Annotated in this window: 16 protein-coding genes; 10 read left to right on the top strand and 6 right to left on the bottom strand. The window is 71.9% G+C overall.

Annotated features, from left to right (window positions below; translation table 11 throughout):
- The first annotated feature begins 130 nt into the window (after window positions 1-130).
- The 6 genes from ACFO0B_RS20410 (at window position 131) to ACFO0B_RS20385 (ending at window position 4292) form a co-directional block, all read left to right on the top strand.
- Window positions 131-952 (top strand): LmeA family phospholipid-binding protein, encoded by an 822-nt coding sequence (locus ACFO0B_RS20410; RefSeq protein ID WP_378614116.1) that lies wholly within the window; start codon window positions 131-133, stop codon window positions 950-952.
- A gap of 39 nt (window positions 953-991) precedes the next feature.
- The gene (locus tag ACFO0B_RS20405) at window positions 992-1444 is read left to right on the top strand and encodes a thioredoxin family protein (protein WP_378614115.1); all 453 of its coding nucleotides are present in this window, start codon (window positions 992-994) and stop codon (window positions 1442-1444) included.
- A gap of 294 nt (window positions 1445-1738) precedes the next feature.
- Window positions 1739-2227, top strand: coding sequence for a DUF4395 domain-containing protein (locus ACFO0B_RS20400; protein ID WP_378614114.1), 489 nt, complete (start codon window positions 1739-1741; stop codon window positions 2225-2227).
- A gap of 31 nt (window positions 2228-2258) precedes the next feature.
- A complete protein-coding gene (locus ACFO0B_RS20395) occupies window positions 2259-3092 on the top strand; it encodes a sulfurtransferase (RefSeq protein ID WP_378614113.1) in 834 nt (277 codons plus the stop codon).
- Between the two features lie 5 nt (window positions 3093-3097).
- A complete protein-coding gene (locus ACFO0B_RS20390) occupies window positions 3098-3403 on the top strand; it encodes a DUF1416 domain-containing protein (protein ID WP_378614112.1) in 306 nt (101 codons plus the stop codon).
- A 190-nt stretch (window positions 3404-3593) separates the two neighbouring features.
- Window positions 3594-4292 carry an FABP family protein gene (locus tag ACFO0B_RS20385; protein WP_378614111.1) on the top strand — a complete coding sequence of 233 codons (699 nt, stop codon included), beginning with the start codon at window positions 3594-3596 and terminating at the stop codon, window positions 4290-4292.
- Here ACFO0B_RS20385 and ACFO0B_RS20380 read toward each other — a convergent pair.
- The 6 genes from ACFO0B_RS20380 to ACFO0B_RS20355 all read right to left on the bottom strand — a co-directional run bounded on the left by ACFO0B_RS20380 (window position 4289) and on the right by ACFO0B_RS20355 (window position 12169).
- The gene (locus tag ACFO0B_RS20380) at window positions 4289-4873 is read right to left on the bottom strand and encodes a Uma2 family endonuclease (RefSeq protein WP_378614110.1); all 585 of its coding nucleotides are present in this window, start codon (window positions 4871-4873) and stop codon (window positions 4289-4291) included. The genes ACFO0B_RS20385 and ACFO0B_RS20380 overlap by 4 nt on opposite strands.
- 247 nt (window positions 4874-5120) lie before the next feature.
- Window positions 5121-6803, bottom strand: coding sequence for a thiol reductant ABC exporter subunit CydC (gene cydC / locus ACFO0B_RS20375; protein WP_378614109.1), 1683 nt, complete (start codon window positions 6801-6803; stop codon window positions 5121-5123).
- Window positions 6800-8509: a thiol reductant ABC exporter subunit CydD gene (cydD, locus tag ACFO0B_RS20370; protein ID WP_378614108.1), complete on the bottom strand. Its 1710-nt coding sequence runs from the start codon at window positions 8507-8509 to the stop codon at window positions 6800-6802. The genes cydC and cydD overlap by 4 nt, the downstream gene beginning before the upstream one ends.
- A gap of 76 nt (window positions 8510-8585) precedes the next feature.
- Complete coding sequence (cydB, locus tag ACFO0B_RS20365; RefSeq protein WP_378614107.1) at window positions 8586-9617, bottom strand: cytochrome d ubiquinol oxidase subunit II; 1032 nt, start codon at window positions 9615-9617, stop codon at window positions 8586-8588.
- Between the two features lie 9 nt (window positions 9618-9626).
- The gene (locus ACFO0B_RS20360; RefSeq protein WP_378614106.1) at window positions 9627-11090 is read right to left on the bottom strand and encodes a cytochrome ubiquinol oxidase subunit I; all 1464 of its coding nucleotides are present in this window, start codon (window positions 11088-11090) and stop codon (window positions 9627-9629) included.
- 158 nt (window positions 11091-11248) lie between these two features.
- The gene (locus ACFO0B_RS20355) at window positions 11249-12169 is read right to left on the bottom strand and encodes an aminodeoxychorismate lyase (RefSeq protein ID WP_378614105.1); all 921 of its coding nucleotides are present in this window, start codon (window positions 12167-12169) and stop codon (window positions 11249-11251) included.
- Window positions 12170-12351: 182 nt separating this feature from the next.
- On the opposite strand from ACFO0B_RS20355, the gene ygfZ reads away from it, so the two are divergent.
- The 4 genes from ygfZ (at window position 12352) to ACFO0B_RS20335 (ending at window position 15536) form a co-directional block, all read left to right on the top strand.
- A complete protein-coding gene (gene ygfZ, locus ACFO0B_RS20350; RefSeq protein WP_378614104.1) occupies window positions 12352-13461 on the top strand; it encodes a CAF17-like 4Fe-4S cluster assembly/insertion protein YgfZ in 1110 nt (369 codons plus the stop codon).
- The gene (locus ACFO0B_RS20345) at window positions 13461-14120 is read left to right on the top strand and encodes an MOSC domain-containing protein (protein WP_378614103.1); all 660 of its coding nucleotides are present in this window, start codon (window positions 13461-13463) and stop codon (window positions 14118-14120) included. Before ygfZ ends, ACFO0B_RS20345 begins: the two co-directional genes overlap by 1 nt.
- Before the next feature lie 58 nt (window positions 14121-14178).
- Window positions 14179-15132: an asparaginase gene (locus ACFO0B_RS20340; protein ID WP_378614102.1), complete on the top strand. Its 954-nt coding sequence runs from the start codon at window positions 14179-14181 to the stop codon at window positions 15130-15132.
- Between the two features lie 176 nt (window positions 15133-15308).
- Window positions 15309-15536: a DUF3073 domain-containing protein gene (locus tag ACFO0B_RS20335; protein WP_378614101.1), complete on the top strand. Its 228-nt coding sequence runs from the start codon at window positions 15309-15311 to the stop codon at window positions 15534-15536.
- Window positions 15537-15678: the final 142 nt, after the last annotated feature.

The raw sequence follows: 15678 nt of genomic DNA, 5'->3' as shown, positions 1-15678 counted from the left end.
GGGTCCACGTCGCATCATCACAGGTGATTCCGGGAGAAAGATTAGCGCGTCGGTCCCGATAGTCCGGGTTCACACGTCCCGGAGGCCCCGGAGCGGGTGCCGACCGAGCCGCCGCGACTAGGGTCGAGCCATGCGCAAGCTGATCATCGGGCTGCTGGTACTCGCGGGACTGGTGGTGGTCGTCGACTTCGGGGTCGCCGCCTACACCGAGTACCGCGTGTCGCGCACGCTCCGCGACGGCGCCGACCTGAGCGCCGACCCGGAGGTCACCATCCACGGCTTCCCGTTCTTCGCCCAGGCGCTGGACGGCCGGTTCGAGACGGTGGACATCAGAGCCAGCGCCAAGCGGCCGGACCTGCCGGGCGAGATCGCACTGGAGGCCACGCTCACCGGCGTGCACCTGGAGCTCGGCGACCTCTCCGACGGCCGGGTGCGCAACATCCCGGTCGAGCGGGTCTCGACCAGGATGCGGATCGAGCCGACCGAGCTCGGCAGGCTCTTCGGCATCCCGGACCTGCAGGTGCACTCCAGGCCGGCGGACAAGTCGGACGGCAGCGGCGGCTCCGGCGGGTCGGGAATGACCACCGCGGGTGCCCTCGTGCTCACCGGGACGCTGCCCGAGCAGACCGGCGGAACGGCCGCTCCGTTCGGCGACGGCGAGTCCGAGAAGGTCAGCGTGATGGCCGATCTGCTGCTCGACGGCGATCAGGTGCGGATCGTGGCGACCGGCATGTACAAGGGCACGCCTGCCGACGCCACCCCGACCGCCGTGATCCCGGAGGCGGAACGTCCGGCGGTGCTCGAGCGGTTCACCCGTACCATCGACACCGAGGAGCTGCCCTTCGGCGTACGGCCGACCGAGGCGTTCGCGCTCGGTGGCCAGATCGTGGTGGAGGGCCGCGGCGAGAACGTGACGATCGATCTGGATCGGCTCGGCATCGGGCGCCGCTGATCGGCTCCCGCCGCCCGTTCGTCTCCGGAGAAAGCCGTCATGATCGAGATCGTCGTTCTGGTTGTGGTCCTGCTCGCCGCCGCCGCGGTCGGCCTCGTGCTGCGGGCGCGCGAGGGCAAGCTGCGCGACGCCGCCCCCAAGGCCGCGACCGGCCCCGGCTCCGCGACCGACCGCCGCACCGAGCTGCTCGCCGAGGTCGGCGTCACCGGCGGCGGCCCCGCGGTGCTGCACTTCTCCGCCGAGTGGTGCGGGCCGTGCGCGGCGGTGCGCCGGGTGGTGGCAGGCGTCACCGAGGATCTGGCGGCGACGCCGCAGGCCCCGCAGGACATCGAGGTCGACATCGACGCCGAGCCGGCGCTGGCCCGCGAGCTGAACGTGCTCTCGCTGCCGACCACCTTCGTCTTCGATGCCGAGGGCAGGGAGCGCTTCCGCATCTCCGGGGTCCCCAAGGCCGACGCACTGCGCTCCGCGTTGGTTCCGCTCACCGCGTGAAGTAACTCCGACCTGGTCGGAAACCCACGAATTCCGGGTCTCCCGACAAATCCCCTGACGGACCCGGTAAACTGGACGCCGTGCAATCCGACCACGAGCTGATGCTCACCCGACGCCGCACGGTCGATCTGTGTCGGCTCGGGGGTTGTTGCTGCCTGTGCCGCTGAGCGGTCGGCCCCCTCAGAGTTCCTGACGCCGACCTGCGTTCACCGCGTGCGAGATCCCCCGATCCCCCGGTGAACGGGCCCGATCCCAACCCGATCCGCCGCAGAAACTCACGCGCAGGAGATTTTCTTGGTTTCCGAAACCACCCCCACCCGCACCCCTACCCGCACCTCTGCCGACGTGGTCGATGTCCGCGGCCCCCGCTTCGCCGCCTGGGTCACCACCGCCGTGCTGGTGCTGGTCCTCGTGCTGGCGGCCTCCTCCCCGCTCGCGGCGGCGATCGTGCTGGCGGTCCAGGCCGCCGTGTTCGCCGCCGGCGCTGCGGCCGGCCCGAAGGACAGCCCCTACGGCCGGATCTTCCGCGCGGTGGTGGCGCCGCGGGTCGGGCCGCCCACCGAGACCGAGCCGACGCCCCCGCTGCGGTTCGCCCAATTGCTCGGCCTGGTCTTCAGCGCCGTCGGCCTGCTGGGTTTTCTGGCCGGCTCCCCCCTCGTCGGTGTGATCTTCACCGGCTTCGCCCTGTTCGCCGCGTTCTTGAACGCCGCGTTCGGGATCTGCCTCGGCTGCCGGATCTACCCCCTGGTCGCCCGATTCCGCCGGACCCCGGCACCGAACTGACCCTGCACGTCTCGTCGAAAGGAAAGTGCACATGGCTCGCTCCGATGTCCTGGTCTCCGTGGACTGGGCCGAAGAGAACCTCAACGCCCCCGGCGTCGTCTTCGTCGAGGTCGACGAGGACACCTCCGCCTACGACGGCGGCCACATCGCGGGCGCTGTCCGGCTGGACTGGAAGACGGATCTGCAAGATCCGGTCCGGCGCGACTTCGTGAACCAGGAGCAGTTCTCCGACCTGCTCTCGGCGCGCGGCATCGGCAACGACGACGAGGTCGTGCTCTACGGCGGCAACAACAACTGGTTCGCGGCCTACGCGTACTGGTACTTCAAGCTGTACGGCCACAACAACGTCAAGCTGATCGACGGCGGCCGCAAGAAGTGGGAGCTGGACGGTCGTCCGCTCTCCACCGACGCGGTGAACCGCCCGGCCACCCAGTACAAGGCCGCCGCGCCGGACCTGTCGATCCGCGCCTTCCGCGACGAGGTCATCGCCGCGATCGGCACCAAGAACCTGGTCGACGTGCGCTCGCCCGACGAGTTCTCCGGCAAGATCCTGGCCCCCGCGCACCTCCCGCAGGAGCAGAGCCAGCGCCCCGGCCACATCCCCGGCGCCATCAACGTGCCGTGGAGCAAGGCGGCCAACGAGGACGGCACCTTCCGCTCCGACGCCGAGCTCGCCGAGCTCTACAAGGAGGCGGGCCTGGACGGCGAGAAGGAGACCATCGCCTACTGCCGGATCGGTGAGCGCTCCTCGCACACCTGGTTCGTGCTGCAGGAGCTGCTCGGCCACCAGAACGTCAAGAACTACGACGGCAGCTGGACCGAGTACGGCTCGCTCATCGGTGCCCCCATCGAGCTGGGAGCGTGACGACCATGTGCTCAGCACCCACCCAGGGACAGGACATCCCGGCCGGCGTCGACGTCGAGAAGGAGACGGTCATCACCGGCCGGGTTCTCGCCGAGGACGGCCAGCCGGTCGGCGGCGCCTTCGTGCGGCTGCTCGACGGCAACGGTGACTTCACGGCCGAGGTCGTCGCCTCCGGCACCGGCGACTTCCGCTTCTTCGCGGCGCCGGGCAGCTGGACGCTGCGCGCCCTCTCCTCGACGGGCAACGGCTCCGCCGAGGTGGCGCCGGAGGGCGCCGGAATCCACAACGTGGACGTGATCGTCGCGAAGTGACAGGTGCGGACGGCCCCTCGGTTCCGCGGAACCGAGGGGCCGTTCGCATGTCAGGGGCCGTCCGCGCAGGCTCGCGGCCGGGCCGATAGACTCGGGCCGTGGTCCTCTTCTTCGAGCTTCTGCTGGTGGCCGTGTCCATCCTGATCGGATGGTTCGGCCTGTACGTCTTCTACCGGTTGTTCACCGAGTCATGAGCGAACTCGCGAGCGAGGGTCCGGATCCGGCCGAGCGAGCGAGTGACACGGAGAACGGTGCGGCGCCCGGCGCCCGGCTCAGCGGCGACGACGCCGTTGCCGGTGCGGTCGAGCGCGCCAAGTCGACCAGCGGCAGGAATATTCCGACGCTGCCCGATCTCCCCTTGCCCGACGACACCGCGAACCTGCGCCTCGGCCCCGATCTCAACCCGGCCATGCTGGCGCTGCTCCCGATGGTCGGCGTGTGGCGCGGGGAGGGCGAGGGCAACGAGCCGGGCCGTGGGGATTACCGGTTCGGGCAGCAGATCGTCGTCTCGCACGACGGCGGGGAGTACCTCGCCTGGGAGTCCCGCTCCTGGTTCATCGAGACCGACGGCTCCTACGGCGGCCCCGATCTGCGCGAGACCGGCTTCTGGCGGGTCGGCGTCGACGGCAAGGACGAGGTCATCGAGCTGCTGCTCACGCACAGCAACGGCATCGTCGAGCTCTTCTACGGCCACGCGCTCACCCAGTCGTCCTGGGAGCTCGCCACCGACGTGGTGATCCGCAGCCAGTCCGGCATCGTGGTCGGCGGCGCGAAGCGGCTCTACGGCATCGTCGAGGGTGGGGACCTGGCCTACGTCGAGGAGCGCGTCGTCGCCGACGGCCCGCTCCAGCCCCGCCTCTCCGCCCGCCTCCAGCGCTACGTCGGCTAGCCTCGCCTGCCCACCTCGGTGAGATCGATATCGATCGGGAACGGCACGGAGCTGCGCAGGCGGTCGTGGAAGATTCCGGCGGGGCTGTAGCGGTCGGTCGCCGGGTCGATCTCGTAGAGGTGGGCGACGGCGTCGGAGCCGCGGCGTTCGATGCGCCAGTAGTGCGGAATGCCCGCCCTGGCGTACTTGACCGGCTTGGTGTCGCGATCGCGCTCCTCCGAGTCGGGTGAGACCGCTTCCACGGCGAGCGCGACGTCGGCGGCGAAGTAGTGGGTGGACGGTGCCTCGCGCTCGTACGCCTCCGCGCTCACGACGATCACGTCCGGCTCCGGCATCTGCCTGGCGCCGAGCTCGACCGCCATCTCCCGGTCGGCGCGCCACTGCGGCGGCGCCTGCCGATCGAGCTCCCGCAGGAATCGGGATACGACACGGCTGTGCCACTTCTCCTGCGGGCTCACGAAGATGAGACTCCCGTCGATGAGCTCGGTGTGCCGGGGCAACCCGTCGAGCCGCACGAAGTCCTCGACGGTGAAGCCGCCGGGGGGCGGGATCACCCAGTCGGGCAGCGGGTCGACGGTCATGACACAAGCCTAACGGCGGGCTTGAAAAGGGACGACCCCCGAGCTGTGCGGTGCCGACTCGGTCGGTGCCGCTCCCGGACGGACTGGCCGGGGGCTCGGGGGCCGGGTGACTGCCTGGAATTCGCTCGCGCAACGCGTAGGGAATTCCCGCAGCGGTGGCGCTAGCTGACAGCCACCTCACGTGTCCTGGAACTATGCATTCTGGGAACCACCTCCTTCCTCGTGTACCGACGAATCTAGTAGCGGTTCAGGAAACCGGCAACGTATTTTCGCCGAGGGCGGACAGGCGCAGGACCAGGTCCGCGCGGTGGGTGTCCGGCAGCTGGTGGGTGACCACGACGACGGTGCGGCCGGGGGGCACAAGGGGGTCGTCCGGGTCGAGCAGGCGGCGGAGCAGGGCTGCGCCCGCCCCGGCCTCGAGGTGCTCGGTGGGCTCGTCGAGGAGCAGGATCTCGGCGGGAGCGAGCAGGGCGCGGGCCAGCAGGAGTCGGCGGCGCTGGCCGCCGGAGACCGCGGCGGCGCCGCCGGTGAGGACGGTGTGCAGGCCGTCGGGGAGGGTGGTCAGCCAGTCGCCGAGGCCGACCGCGCGGAGTGCATCGGTGGCCTCGGGTTCGGTGATGTCGCCCCGGGCGACGCGGAGGTTCTCCAGGATCGAGGTGCCGAAGAGGTGGGCGTCCTCGGCGAAGAAGGTGGTGCCGGGTTCGGGGGTGTCGAAGAGGCCGGCCCAGTGCATGAGGAGGGTGGTCTTGCCCGCGCCGCTGGGGCCGATGACGGCGATTCGCCTGGCGTCGCGGGGGCGTTCGGGGAGGCCCAGGTCGGCGGGGTCGGCGGGCAGGTCGAGCGCGCGGGGGCGGCGCAGCGCGGCAGGGTCGGCGGGCAGGTCGAGCGCGCGGGGGCGGGGCAGGTCGGCGGGGTCGGCGGGCAGGTCCAGCGCGCGGAGGCGGCGCAGCGCGGCGCGGCCGGTGGTGAGGGCCTGGGCGGCCGCGGGGAGCGCGGCCACCGCTTCGAAGGCGGAGAGCGGGACCAGGACGAGCATGGTGAGCGCCATGGGGCTCATCCCGGCGGGGGTGCCGCCGGTGGGGCCGTAGAGCGCCAGCCCGACGAGCAGGGCGCCGAGCACGCTGACGCCGATGCTCGCGGGTAGCGCGGCAGCCGCCCAGGCGCTGCGGGAGGCGGCGCGGTCCTCGGCGGCGACGGCGCGGGTGCTCGCGGCGGCGGCCGCGGCCATGGCCCCGGGGAGGCGGCCCGCGACCCGGAGTTCCGGCGCGTGGTCGAGCACGGTGACGGCGCGGGCGGTGAACTCGGCGCGGTCGGCGCGCACCGCCCGCTCGGCGTCGGCGGCCGCGGTGGCGGCGAGCCACGGCGCGAGCAGCGCGGAGACCAGCAGTGCCGCCGCGAGGACGAGGGCGGCGAGCGGAGCGAGCAGGGCGAGCAGCAGGACGGCGGCGGCCGAGAGCACCAGCGCGACCGCGCACGGCACGACGGCGCGGACCACGACGGCGCCGAGGTCGTCGATGTCGGCGCCGATGCGCACCAGCAGGTCGCCGCGGCGCAGCACGGTGGCGTCGGCACGGTCGCGGCGGCGCAGCCAGGTCCGCGAGCCCGCCAGGGTGCGGTAGGTGGCGGTGCGCGCGGTGTTCTGCGCGCGCAGCGCGACATCGTGGGTGGCGAGGCGCTCCAGATAGCGGCACAGGCCGCGGGAGATGCCGAGCGCGCGCACGGCGACCACCGCGACGGTGAGGTCGAGCACCGGCGGCATCTGCCAGGCCCTGGCGATGAGCCAGGCCGCGAGCGCGGCGAGGGCGAGGCCGCTGCCGAGGGCGAGCACGCCCCAGGTGATGGCGGTGGTGAGGCGCCAGGGGTTCCAGGCGAGGAGGTCGCGCAGGTCGCGCAGGTCGGTGCGGAGCCGCCGGACAGCACCCGCACTCACGGAGCCACCTCCGCGACCCGCGCGGACACCTCGACCACGGTATCGCCCGCTGCGAGCACCGACTCCCGGTGCCCGACCACGACGACCGTCGCCCCCGCGACGGCCCGCTCGCGGATGGCGGCGAGGACCGCGGCCTCGCTCGCGGCGTCGAGGTGGGCGGTGGGCTCGTCGAGCAGCAGGACGGGCCGATCCGCGCAGAGCACGCGGGTCAGCGCGAGCCGCTGGCGCTGACCGAGCGAGAGCCCGGCGCCGCCGACGCCGACGACGGTGTCCCAGCCGTTCGGAAGCTCGGCCAGTACCTGGTCGAAACCGGTTGCGGCACAGGCGGCGTCGAGATCGACCGGGTGCGCGCCGAGCAGCTCCACGTTCTCTCGCAGAGTGCCCGGCACCAGCACGGGCCGCTGCGGCAGCCAGGCCAGCCGGGCCCACCACTGCTCGGGGTCGAGCGCGGTCACGTCGGTGCCGTCCACCGTCACCCGGCCGGAGCCGGGTGCGGCGAGGCCGAGGATCACCTGCAGCGCGGTCGACTTACCGCAGCCGTTGGGCCCGGTCAGCACCGTCACCGCACCCGGCCGCAGCACGGCCGAGAGCGCGAACGGCGCCGCCCCGGAGCGGCCGTCGACGGAGAGCCGCTCCAGCTCGATCAGCGCCGGAGCCGCCGGGCGCTCCGCGCGCCGCACGGTCGCCGCCGCCGCCGTGCGAGAACCGGCCGCACCGCCGGAACCCCCCGGCTCCGGGCCGAGCACCGCGAAGGCGCGATCAGCCGCCGCCATCCCGTCCTGTGCGGCGTGGAACCGCTCCCCCACGGTTCGCAGCGGCAGGTACACCTCCGGCGCCAGGATCAGCGCGACCAGCCCGGCGTACAGCCCCATCTCGCCGAAGACCAGCCGCAGCCCGATCGAGACAGCCACCAGCGCGACGCTCAGCGTGGCGAGCAGCTCCAGCACCGCCGAGGAGAGGAAGGCGATGCGCAGGGTGCGCATGGTCCGCACCCGCAGCGACTCGCCGAGCTCGGCCACCACCCCGGCCATGCTGCGGTCGCCGCCCTCCCGGCCCAGCGCGCGCAGCGTCGGCATGCCGGCGAAGAGGTCGAGCACCTGGTCGGAGAGGCGGGTGGTGGCGGCGAGGGTGGCCGCCGCCCTTCCCTGCGTGAGCAGCCCGATGAGCACCATGAAGATCGGGATGAGCGGCAGCGTGACCAGCACGATCCCGCCGGAGACCGGGTCGTGCAGCGCGATCACCGCCAGCACGATGGGCGGGACGAACACGGCGAGCAGCAACGCGGGCAGGTACCCGGTGAGGTACCCGCGCAACCCGCCGAGCCCGGTGCCGACCACGACGGCGAGCTCGGTGCGCCGCCGCTCCAGTTCGCGCGGCGGCAGCGCGGCGCCCGCGGCGAGCACGGCCCGCTCCAGCTCGGCGACCACGCTCGCCCCGGCCCGGTGCGCCAGCCGCGACTGCCACCAGGCGATCACGGCCCGCCCGGTGAGCGCGGCGACGAGCGCGAGCAGCTCCGGCGTCCACGCACCGAAGCCGCGGGCAGCCGGTTCGGTGATCACCCCGGCCAGCACCCGGGCCAGCGCGACGGCCGTGACGACGACGGCCACCGTGGTGAGCGCCGAGAACACAACGGTGAGAACGAGATACGGCCGAGCCGACCGCGCATACCGCCACAGCCGCGGGTCGATCGGCGCACGCCGCGCCATCACGCTGCCCCGGCCTTTCGCACGAGGGGCGGCACTCCGCCGCTACGCCCCGCTCCCACCTGCGGACCTGACCCGCTCATGCGCTCGGCGCGCGGCGCGGCAGCCCGATGTGCGGCGGGATCTGGTCGACGGTGATGCGCTTGCGGAACACCCAGTAGGTCCACCCCTGGTAGAGCAGCACCACCGGGGTCACCGCGACCGCGGCCCAGCTCATGATCTTCAACGTGTACGGCGTGGAGGAGGCGTTCCGCACGGTGAGCGACCACGCCGGGTCGAGCGTGGACGGCAGTACGTCCGGGAAGAGCGAGCCGAAGAGCAGCGCGGTCGCCGCCGCGACGGCGAGCATGGTGCCGGTGAAGGCGATCCCGTCCCGCTGCACCAGGGTCGCGGCGGCGCTGCCGACCAGGCCGAGCACCGCGAGCCCGAGCGGAATCCAGGTCCAGCTCGCGCCGTAGGCGAGCTGCGTCCAGAGCCCGAAGCCGCCGACGATCAGCGCCGCCGGCACCAGCAGCAGCCTGACCACCCGCTGCGCGTCGGCCCGCACCTCGCCGCCGGTCTTGAGCACCAGGAAGGTGGCGCCGTGCAGCGCGAAGAGCACGGCGGTGGCGAGCGCGCCGAGCAGCGCGTACGGGCTCAGCAGGTCCAGGAACGAGCCGACCAGCTGCTTGTCGGCGTCGAGCGGGACGCCGCGCACCACGTTCGCGAAGACCCAGCCCCAGGCCAGCGCGGGCACCCAGGAGCCGAAGGCGATGCCGAGATCGCAGCGCCGCCGCCACACCTGGTCGTCGATCTTGCCGCGGTACTCGATCGCGCAGATCCGCAGGATCAGCGCGACCAGCACCAGCAGCAGCGCGAAGTAGAACCCGGAGAACAGGCTGGCGTACCACTCCGGGAAGGCCGCGAAGAGCGCGCCGCCCGCGGTGATCAGCCAGACCTCGTTGCCGTCCCAGACCGGGCCGATGGTGTTGAGCACCACCCGGCGCCTGGTATCCGAGCGCCTGCCGAGCGGGTGCATGAGCATGCCGACGCCGAAGTCGAACCCCTCCAGTACGAAGTAGCCGGTGAAGAGCACGCCGATCAGGACGAACCAGAACTCCTGCAGATTCATCGTCGGCTCCTAGTAGGCGAAGGACAGCTGGCGGACGGGTTCGTCCTGATCGGGCGCGGACTCGTCCGGCGGCGGCGGCTGGTCCGGCCCGGCCATCGCGTAGCGCCGCATGAGGTAGAACCAGACCACCGCGAGCGCGCCGTAGAGCAGGGTGAACACCGCGAGCGAGATCCAGACGGTGCTCGCCGGGTGGTTCGAGACGCCCTCCTGCACGGTCAGCCGCAGGTTGGGGTCGCCGGTCGGGTTCGGCACGACCACCCAGGGCTGGCGGCCCATCTCGGTGAAGACCCAGCCCGCGCTGTTGGCCAGGAACGGCGTCGGGATGGCGGCGATGCCGAGCAGGCCGAACCAGCGCTGGTGCGGCACCCGCCCGCCGCGGGTGAGCCAGAGCCCGACCACGCAGAGCAGCGCCGACCCGCCCGCGAGCCCGATCATGGCGCGGAACGCCCAGTAGGTGACGAAGAGGTTGGGCCGGTAGTCGCCGGGGCCGAACTGGTCGACGTAGGACTGCTGCAGGTCGACGACGCCGTCCAGGGTGACGTCGGTGAACCTCCCCTCGGCCAGCCAGGGCAGCACGAACGGCACCTCGAGCACGTGCGTCACGCTGTCGCAGTTGTTGTGCGTGCCGACGGTGAGCACGGAGAAGTCCGGGTCGGTTTCGGTGTGGCACAGCGACTCCGCGGAGGCCATCTTCATCGGCTGCTGCTGGAACATGAGCTTGCCCTGTACGTCACCGGTGTAGATCAGCGCGACCCCGGCGAGCGCGACCACCACCAGCGAGGCCCGCGCGACCGGGCGCCACATGGCACGCGCCTCCGCCAGCTTCGCCGGGTCGCCGCCGCGCGCGTTGCGCACCATCCACCAGCCGCCGATCCCGGCGACGAAGGTGCCCGCGGTGAGGAACGAACCGGCCACCACGTGCGGGAAGGCCGCCAGCGCGGTGTTGTTGGTGAGCAACTCGACGATGCTGGTGAGCTCGGCGCGGCCGGTCTCCGGGTTGTACCTGGCGCCCACCGGGTGCTGCATGAAGGAGTTGGCCGCGATGATGAAGAAGGCGGAGGCGTTCACGCCGATCGCCACCAGCCAGATGGTGGCCAGGTGCACCAGCCGCGGCAGCCTGCTCCAGCCGAAGATCCAGAGCCCGAGGAATGTCGACTCCAGGAAGAAGGCGACCAGCCCCTCCAGCGCCAGCGGCGCGCCGAACACGTCGCCGACGAAGCGGGAATACTCGCTCCAGTTCATCCCGAACTGGAATTCCTGCACGATTCCGGTGGCGACGCCGAGCGCGAAGTTGATCAGGAAGAGCTTCCCGAAGAACTTGGTGAGCCGGTACCAGTGCTCTTTGCCGGTGATCACCCACGCCGTCTGCATCCCGGCGACCAGCGGCGCGAGGCCGATGGTGAGCGGCACGAAGAGGAAGTGATAGACGGTGGTGATCCCGAACTGCCATCGCGACACGTCCAGCGCGCTCACCGTGACCTCCTACCAGCCGATTTGTCTACGACACTCTGTAGTAAGGCTACGTGCGGAAGCGCCACGCACCAATCATCGTGACGCGAATCGCTGTCGGCGTCACGTAGCGCGGCCGGTCGGGTCCATCGGCGCCGGTTTTCCGGGCACCGGGCCGGGGTTCACCAGTCGCCGATGGCCCCCGCCCGCGCGACCCCGCGGTCGACCAGCTCGATGATCTCGTCGGCGTTGTCGGCGGCCATCAGCCGGATGCCGTCCAGCTGGGCGACCCTGGCCGCGAGGGTGATGCTGGAGAGCAGCCAGATGCTGTCGCAGACGAAGAGGTCGGCGGTCCAGAGCGGCTCGTACTTGACCTCCCAGCCTGCCTTGCGGGCCTCGTTGAACAGCGCCCGCTGGGTGACGCCGGGCAGCACGCCGTTCTTGGCGGGCGGGGTGAGCAGCGTCTTGTCCCGCGCGATCACGATGGTCGAGCGCGGCCCCTCCAGCACCCGGTTCTCGGTGCTGGTAAAGATCACGTCGTCGGCGCCCTGCCGGTGCGCGAAGCGCAGCGCGGCCATATTGGTGGCGTAGGAGAGCGTCTTGGCGCCGAGCAGCTGCCAGGGCGCGGCCTGGGCCAGATCGATGGAGATGCCGCGGACCAGGCTCACCACCTTGATGCCATCGGCGCGGGCCTTCGCCACCCGGGCGGGAACCGGGCTGACCGTGACGAACGCGGTCGGGGCCGGGACGGCGGCGGCGAGCTCGCCCGAGGTCACCGAATCGGGCACCTCGGCGAATTCGCTCTCCCGGCCGCGGGTCAGCACCAGCCGCAGCACGCCCTCTTCCTCGCTGCCCCATTCCTTGGCCGCGATCTCGGCCGCCGCCCGCCACCGGCTCAGCTCCAGCTCGGGTAGTTCGAGCGCCTGGGCGGAGCGGCGCAGCCTGCCCAGGTGGAACTCGATCGCACACGGGCTGCCGTCCCGCACCAGCACCGTTTCGAAGACACCGTCGCCGCGCAGAACACCGATGTCGTCGGCAAACAACAACGGCGCGTCCGCATCGTGGACCGCGCCGTCGAGTGTCACAAGAACTCGATCCGCCATGGGTAGGAGCGTAGGCAATTCGGGCAGGTAATGCCTACGGTGCGCTCGAGTTGATTGTTCCATCGGCGCGTGTCGCCAACGTATTTGATGATTTCGTGATAGCAGCAGGACATTCCTTGTCATGTCCTGTATTGCGGACGGGCTGATCCACCCTCCGACCCACTTCCACGTACAGTGGTTTTGTGCTGGTTGTGCCTAGTCCTCTTCTCGGTACTCCCGGAGCTGTCGCGGGGGTCCCAGGTTCGCCGGATGCCGCTGTCGCCTGGCACTACGGCGACCCGTTCGCGGAGCAGCGCGCCGCGGCGCGGCGGGTGGCGATCGTGGATCGCTCGCATCGCGCCGTCGGCACCATCACCGGTGCAGAGCGGCTGACCTGGCTGCACACCATCACCAGTCAGCACGTGGCCGGGCTGGCCGACGGCGAGTCGGCGGAGAACCTGGATCTGGATCTGAACGGCCGGGTGCAGCACCACTTCGTGCTCACCGAACTGGCCGAGACCGTCTGGATCGATACCGAGGCCGAGCGCGGCCCCGACCTGATCGGCTTCCTGACCAAGATGGTCTTCTGGGCCGACGCGAAGCCGAGGGACGCCGCCGACCACGCCGTGCTCACCCTGCTCGGCCCCGAGGTGGAGACGCTCACCGGCGCGCTCGGCATCGCCGAGCTGCCCGCCGTGTACCGCGCGGTCCCGCTGCCGGGCGGCGGCTTCCTGCGCCGCATGCCGTGGCCGGGCGAGCACTCCTACGACCTGGTGATCCCGCGCGCGAAGCTCACCGAGTGGTGGTCCGCGCTGACCGCGGCGGGCGCCACCCCGGCGGGCATGTGGGCCTTCGAGGCGTTGCGCGTCGAGTCGCTGCGCCCCCGGCTCGGCCTGGACACCGACGACCGCACGATCCCGCACGAGGCGCGCTGGATCGGCGATCGCGGCGATGCGGGCGCGGTGCACCTGGACAAGGGCTGCTACCGCGGCCAGGAGACCGTCGCCCGGGTGCACAACCTGGGCAAGCCGCCGCGCAACCTGGTGCTGCTGCACCTGGACGGCTCCGCCGACGAGCGCCCGGAGCCCGGCACCGACATCACCGCCGACGGCCGCGCGGTGGGCAGGCTCGGCACCGTCGTCGACCACTTCGAGCTCGGCCCGATCGCGCTCGCCCTGGTGAAGCGGGCCGTCCCGGCCGGCACCGCGCTGGTGGCAGGCACCTCGGCGGCCGCGATCGACCCCGACTCGGTGCCGACGGACGACCGTCCGCAGGCGGGCAGGCTCGCCGTCGACCGGCTGCGCGGGCGCTGATGCGCAGCGGTGACACCGGCCGCGTGCTCGCGGTCTGCGTGGTGCACGCGGAGCTGGAGGTGCCCGGCCGGGTCGGGCGCAGCGCCATCGACAAGCGGCCGGTCGAGGGGCGGGTGGAGGTCGGCCCGCTCGGGCTCGCCGGCGATCACGTCTGCAACACCGAGCACCACGGCGGGCTGAACCAGGCGGTCTACGCCTACGCCGACGATGACGCGCGCCGCTGGGAGCAGGAGCTGGGCCGGGTGCTGCCGCACGGCTGGTTCGGCGAGAACCTGCGGGTCGACGGGCTCCCGCTCTCGGACGCGGTGCTGGGCGCCCGGCTCCGGATCGGAACCACGCTGCTGGAGGTGAGCGCGCCGCGGGTGCCGTGCGCGACCTTCCAGCACTGGTCCGGCGAGCGGCAGTGGGTCAAGCGGTTCGCGCTGCGCAGCGACACCGGGTGCTACTTCCGGCTGCTGGAAGCGGGCACCGTCGGCGCGGGCGACGAGGTGCTGGTGGAGTACGTCCCCGAGCACGGCATCACCGTCCGCGACGTCTTCACCGGCGCGGATCCGGACCGGCTGACCCGGCTGCTGGAACTGGAGCCCACCGCCTCGGACGACATCCGCATGCAGGTCGACCGGCACACCAGGCGGCACGCGCGGGAGGCAGCGGGATGAGCGGGTCAGCGGAGCGCGGCCACGGCGGGCCGTCGCTCATCCGGCGGGAGGGCGCCGCGTGAGTGTCGAACTGGTCGAAGTCGTGCGGTCCGGGTTCCGCGAGTGCGTACACCGGGGGTCGGTGGTGCTGCTCGGCGCGGACGGCGAGATCCGGTTGGAGCTCGGCGAAGTGCACGGCCCGATCTTCCCGCGCTCGACCAACAAACCACTGCAGGCCCTCGCCCTGCTCCGCAACGGCTTCACCCCGGCCGACGACGCGGAGCTGGCCATAGCCATAGCCTCCCACTACGGCGAGCCCGATCAGGTGGCGGCGGTCCGGCGCCTCCTGGAACGGAACGGCCGCACGGAGAACGACCTGGAGTGCCCGCCCGACCTCCCGCTCGGCGAGCTGCCGCGGGCCCTGCTGCTCGCCGCGGGCGGGAAGCCGAGCCGGATCCTGATGAACTGCTCCGGCAAACACGCGGCCATGCTCGCCACCTGTGCCGCCAACGCCTGGCCGACCAGGGGTTACCTCGACCCCGCGCACCCGCTGCAGCAGGCCGTCGTCGAGACCATCGCCGACGTCACCGGCGAGCCGGAGACCGACCTCGGCATCGACGGCTGCGGGCTGCCGATCGTCCCGGTGTCGCTGGTGAACCTGGCCCGCGCCTTCGCCACCCTGGTCACCGCCGCCCCGCATACCCCCGAGCGGCGTGTCGCGCAGGCGATTCGCGCCCATCCGCGAGTGATTTCCGGCACCGATGCCCCCGACCTGCTCCTGATGTCGGAGACCCCCGGCCTGGTCTGCAAGATCGGCGCGGACGGCGTGCACGCGGGCGCGCTCCCGGACGGGCGGGCCTTCGCCTACAAGGTCGATGACGGCGCCGAGCGCGCGCGGATACCGCTGACGCTGGCGATTCTGCGTCGTCTGGGCGTGCCGTGGACCGACCGGCTCGCGGAACTGGCAGCCCCGCCGATCCTCGGCGGCGGTGCGAGGGTCGGCGTCATCCGCGCCGTCCCCGGCGTGCTGTAGCCTTCCGCGCCCGCGGCGACGGCGGGGCAAACGGCGGGCGGCGCCGGAATCTTCGCCCACTCGTGGGAGCGCGGCGGCCTGACACACGCTAAAGTGTCTGTCAGGAAGAGTATTAATTCGAACGGGGCCGCCAACACACCCCAGGCCGCCCCGCATTGACGCGAGGGGGTTCAGCCATGGGCCGTGGCCGGGCTAAGGCAAAGCAGACCAAGGTCGCGCGCGAGCTGAAGTACAGCTCGCCGTCAACCGACTTCACGAGCCTTCAGCGAGAGCTCTCGAACGGCACCGATCTGCACTACCACCGACCCAACGGTGGTGGCGTGCTGCCCGATGGGCACGACGCCGACGAGTCCCCGTCCCGCTGGAACAGCGACGACGACGACTACGACGACTGGCGCCGCTGACCGTACGTATGCGAAGGGGGAGGCCGACGGTCCTCCCCCTCGACCGCGTTCGGACACAGTCACAGCGAGCTTGCGGTGGCTCGCGCCGATGGCCCGCATCTCACGATGCGGGCCTCGCCATTTCTGCGACCGATGCGGCTCG

It is taken from the genome of Nocardia jiangsuensis (genome assembly GCF_042650385.1).
GTDB lineage: Bacteria > Actinomycetota > Actinomycetes > Mycobacteriales > Mycobacteriaceae > Nocardia > Nocardia jiangsuensis.
The sequence above is the reverse complement of the archived record's forward strand: the minus strand, read 5'-3'. Positions and strand labels throughout refer to the sequence as shown.

Excerpts from the sequence above, each read along its gene's own strand:
- ACFO0B_RS20355 (WP_378614105.1), bottom strand. The coding sequence starts at position 12,169 with ATGGCGGATCGAGTTCTTGTGACACTCGACGGCGCGGTCCACGATGCG.
- ACFO0B_RS20395 (WP_378614113.1), top strand. The coding sequence starts at position 2,259 with ATGGCTCGCTCCGATGTCCTGGTCTCCGTGGACTGGGCCGAAGAGAAC.
- ACFO0B_RS20385 (WP_378614111.1), top strand. The coding sequence starts at position 3,594 with ATGAGCGAACTCGCGAGCGAGGGTCCGGATCCGGCCGAGCGAGCGAGT.
- cydB (WP_378614107.1), bottom strand. The coding sequence starts at position 9,617 with ATGAATCTGCAGGAGTTCTGGTTCGTCCTGATCGGCGTGCTCTTCACC.
- ACFO0B_RS20390 (WP_378614112.1), top strand. The coding sequence starts at position 3,098 with ATGTGCTCAGCACCCACCCAGGGACAGGACATCCCGGCCGGCGTCGAC.
- cydD (WP_378614108.1), bottom strand. The coding sequence starts at position 8,509 with ATGGCGCGGCGTGCGCCGATCGACCCGCGGCTGTGGCGGTATGCGCGG.
- ACFO0B_RS20345 (WP_378614103.1), top strand. The coding sequence starts at position 13,461 with ATGCGCAGCGGTGACACCGGCCGCGTGCTCGCGGTCTGCGTGGTGCAC.
- ACFO0B_RS20410 (WP_378614116.1), top strand. The coding sequence starts at position 131 with ATGCGCAAGCTGATCATCGGGCTGCTGGTACTCGCGGGACTGGTGGTG.
- ACFO0B_RS20405 (WP_378614115.1), top strand. The coding sequence starts at position 992 with ATGATCGAGATCGTCGTTCTGGTTGTGGTCCTGCTCGCCGCCGCCGCG.
- ACFO0B_RS20380 (WP_378614110.1), bottom strand. The coding sequence starts at position 4,873 with ATGACCGTCGACCCGCTGCCCGACTGGGTGATCCCGCCCCCCGGCGGC.
- ACFO0B_RS20335 (WP_378614101.1), top strand. The coding sequence starts at position 15,309 with ATGGGCCGTGGCCGGGCTAAGGCAAAGCAGACCAAGGTCGCGCGCGAG.